Here is a 3,886-nt window from a genome sequence, read left to right as displayed (position 1 = left end):
ACGTCGGCAAGGCTCTCGGGCAGCAACCAGTTACCCATGAATGTTTACCTGAATAACGCCAAGTGATGCGTGGGCGTCGCCCAAACGAAAAAGCGGCTGAGGGGGCGTAAGCCCGCTCAGCCGCTGCGGAATGTTTTCTAGCTTACGGGGTATTGTACATGGTTCAGCGACGAGCGCCACCCGGCCTGCACTGGGCGGGAAACCGTCCCTCATTACTCAGCGACGAGCTCGCCGCCGCATCCGACAGTAAAAAGCCCCTTGGAAATCCAAGGGGCTTTTCGTTCCGCGCTACCGCAGCCGCATCACTTGGCCGGCACGGTGACCGGCGCCAGCGCGTCGCCGGTGGGGTCCTTCATGAACTGGAAGAAGCTGGAGCTGGGGTCGACGACCAGCACGTCACCCGGCTTCGAGAACGAAGCGCGATAGGCTTCCAGGCTCTTGTAGTACGTGTAGAACTGCGGGTTCTTGCCATAGGCCTGCGAATAGATCGCGGCGGCCGCGGCATCGCCCTCACCCATGATGCCCTGGGCCTTGGCATAGGCCTGGGCCACGATCACTTCACGTTGGCGATCGGCTTCGGCGCGGATCTTTTCGCCTTCGGCGGCACCGATGGAACGCAGCTCGTTGGCGACGCGCGTACGCTCCGCTTCCATGCGGCGATACACCGATTCCGAAATCTCCGGCGCGAACTCGATGCGGCGCAGGCGCACGTCGACAATCTGCACGCCCAGGGGTTCGGCGCGCTTGGCGACGTTGGTCAGGATCTCGGCCATGATCTTGTCGCGTTCGGTCGAAACCACGTCGCGCACCGTGCGCACGTTGACCGAGGCGTTCAGCGCGTCGCGGATCAGCGCCTGCAGGCGCTCCTGCGCGACGCGTTCATTGCCGCCGGTGGACACGTAGTACTGGCGGGGATCCGCAATGCGCCACTTGACGTACGAATCGATCAGCAGGTTCTTCTTTTCGGAAGTCTGGATGCGTTCGGCTTCGTTGGTTTCGATGGTCAGAATGCGCTTGTCGAGCGTCACGACATTCTGGAACGGAGGCGGCGCCTTGAAGTAAAGGCCGGGTTCGTTGATGGTCCTGCGCACTTCACCCAGCGAGAACACCAGGGCGTAGTCGCGCTCGCGCACGACGAAGACGCAGGAAGAAAGGGCGGCCAGCACGATGAGCAGGCCGACCAGGATAGGCATGAGACGTTGCATGATCAGGACTCCTCCGGGTTAGCGCGACGTACGGTCGCGGGGCAGCGTGTTGCTATTGCTGCTGCCGGAAGACTGAGGCACCGGCGCGGCGCTGCCGCGCGCCGGCGACTGGGCGGGCGGGCTAGCCAGCGTGGGCGAACCCGAACCGGCGACACCGGACTTGCTGGCGTCCTGAGCGGCCAGATGCATGATCTTGTCCAGGGGCAGATACAACATGTTGTTGTTGCTCTTGGTGTCGACCATGACCTTGCTGGCGCGCGTGAAGATCTCCTGCATGCTCTCCAGATACATACGCTGGCGCATGACCGCCGGCGACTTCTCGTATTCGCCAAGGATGCTGGTGAAGCGCGAAGTATTACCCTGGGCATCGCCGACGACCTTGGCCTTGTAGCCTTCGGCCTGTTCGGTCATGCGGGATGCCTGGCCGCTGGCCAGCGGCACGACCTGATTGGCGTAGGCCTGGCCTTCGTTGATCTGGCGCTCACGGTCCTGGCCTGCCTTGACGGCGTCGTCGAACGCGGCTTGCACCTGCTCGGGCGGCTGCACGTTCTGGATGGCGACGGTGCTGACCTGCACGCCAGTCTGATAGCGGTCCAGGATCTGCTGCATCAGGGTCTGCACTTGCGTGGCGACCGTGGTGCGGCCCTCGTAGAGCACGAAGTCCATCGACTGCTTGCCCACGACTTCGCGCATGGCCGTCTCCGACGCCTGGCGGACGGATTCATCGGGATCGCGCGTCATGAAGAGGTAATCGGGCGCGCCGTCGGCACGCAGGCGGTACTGGACGACGAACTGCATATCGACGATGTTCTCGTCCGTCGTGAGCATCAGCGCTTCGGGCAGAACCTTGTTGCGCGCACCGCCGCGGAAGCCGACCTCGAACGTGCGCAGCTGCGACACGTTGACCATTTCGTGGCTCTGGATGGGATACGGCATGCGCCATTGGAAACCGGCTTGCGACGTCGACTTGTACTTGCCGAACTGTGTCACAACCGCGACCTGGCCTTCCTGCACGATGTAGAACCCGCTGGCCAGCCAGATGCCGGCCGCGACCAGGGCGATCACCCCCAGGCCGATGCGCGCACCACGCGGCGACGGCGGCGTTATGCCGCCACGGTTGCCGGGACGGTTATTGCCGCCCCCGCCCTTGCGCCCGAACAGCGATCCGATGCGATTGTTGAAATCGCGCCAGACTTCGTCCAGGTCGGGAGGGCCGTCTCCGTTGCCTTGAGGCCGCTTGGGCGGCGGCTCGGAGCCATTGTTGTTCCCACGACCCCAGCCGGGGTCATTCAGATTGAAGAGTTTGATAATTCGCGGCATTGTTTCCCACAATCTGTCCGGTTTCCGCAATTGCCCCGCGCAACGCATCCAAACCGGCGCGCTCGGTGGCGCTTACAAATACTCGCGCAATCGTACCATGTGCGTCGCGCTCCACCCGCGGTTCCAATCCGGCCAGATCGATCTTGTTGTATACGAGAATGGTGGGAATCGAAGCCGCGCCGATTTCGGCCAGCACCTTGTTGACCTCGAAAATCTGCTCATCGCGCTGCGGGCTGGCGGCATCGACCACGTGCAGCAGCAGGTCGGCATGCACGGTTTCTTCCAGGGTGGCACGGAATGCCGCGATCAGGCCGTGAGGCAGGTCGCGGATGAACCCGACCGTGTCGGACACCACCACCGAACCCGCCGCTTCGATCCAGATACGGCGCGTGGTCGTATCCAGGGTGGCGAACAGCTGGTCAGCGGCATAGCTGTCGGCGCGCGTCAGGGCATTGAACAAGGTGGACTTGCCGGCGTTGGTATAGCCGACCAGCGACACCGACAAGGCGCCGCCGCGGGCGCGCGCCCGACGCTGGGTCACGCGCTGGCGTTCGACCCTGTCCAGCCGCTCGCGCAGCACCTTGACCTTGGCGCCGATAATGCGGCGGTCCATTTCGAGCTGAGCCTCACCCGGCCCGCGCATGCCGATACCGCCGCGCTGCCGTTCCAGGTGGCTCCACATGCGGGTCAGGCGCGTGGCCAGATGCTGCAGTTGCGCCAATTCGACCTGCAGCTTGCCTTCGTGGCTCTTCGCGCGCAGCGCGAAGATGTCGAGGATGAGGGCGACACGGTCCACCACGCGCAGGTTGAATGCACGTTCCAGATTGCGTTGCTGGGCGGGGGACAGCGGCTGGTCGAAAAGAACGATGTCGGCCAGCAAGGCCTGGGCCATCGCCACGCCTTCATCGGCCTTGCCTGAACCGATGAAGAACTTGGCGTCGGGCCGGTCGCGCCGAGCCGTCAAGGTGCCGACGACTTCCGCGCCAGCGCCTTTGGCCAGCATGGCGAATTCCTCGGCATGGGCCGCGAAGTCTGGATCTCCCAGGTCCACGCTGATAATCAAAGCGCGCATACATGCACCATATTGGAGCCAAAGCGAAAATGCCCGCCGACGAGTACCGTCCGGCGGGCAATAAAAGGTAAAGCTGGAGCGAGATTATTCAGCAGGGACTTCCACCTGAAAATTCACGGCACGCGCGGGAACGACGGTGGAAATGGCATGCTTGTAGACCATTTGCGTGACCGTATTGCGCAGCAGCACCACGTACTGGTCGAAGGATTCGATTTGCCCTTGAAGCTTGATGCCGTTCACCAGGTAGATCGACACGGGCACATGGTCCTTGCGCAGCGTGTTCAGGAAC

The 3,886-nt window shown here is 63.1% G+C and carries 4 protein-coding genes; all 4 read right to left on the bottom strand.

The window, feature by feature from the left end; genetic code table 11:
• Positions 1-302 precede the first annotated feature (302 nt).
• A complete protein-coding gene (gene hflC, locus VIR09_RS03160; RefSeq protein ID WP_207471238.1) occupies positions 303-1,205 on the bottom strand; it encodes a protease modulator HflC in 903 nt (300 codons plus the stop codon).
• A gap of 18 nt (positions 1,206-1,223) precedes the next feature.
• Complete coding sequence (hflK, locus tag VIR09_RS03155; RefSeq protein ID WP_332011554.1) at positions 1,224-2,525, bottom strand: FtsH protease activity modulator HflK; 1,302 nt, start codon at positions 2,523-2,525, stop codon at positions 1,224-1,226.
• A complete protein-coding gene (gene hflX / locus VIR09_RS03150) occupies positions 2,491-3,597 on the bottom strand; it encodes a GTPase HflX (protein WP_332011553.1) in 1,107 nt (368 codons plus the stop codon). The genes hflK and hflX overlap by 35 nt, the downstream gene beginning before the upstream one ends.
• Before the next feature lie 84 nt (positions 3,598-3,681).
• On the bottom strand, positions 3,682-3,886 hold a 205-nt coding region (gene hfq, locus VIR09_RS03145; RefSeq protein WP_332011552.1), incomplete at its 5' end, for an RNA chaperone Hfq.

Origin of the sequence: Achromobacter sp., assembly GCF_036567245.1 — a bacterium.
In the GTDB taxonomy this organism is placed as follows: Bacteria; Pseudomonadota; Gammaproteobacteria; order Burkholderiales; family Burkholderiaceae_B; genus Achromobacter.
This window is presented reverse-complemented; position numbering and strand designations above follow the sequence as displayed.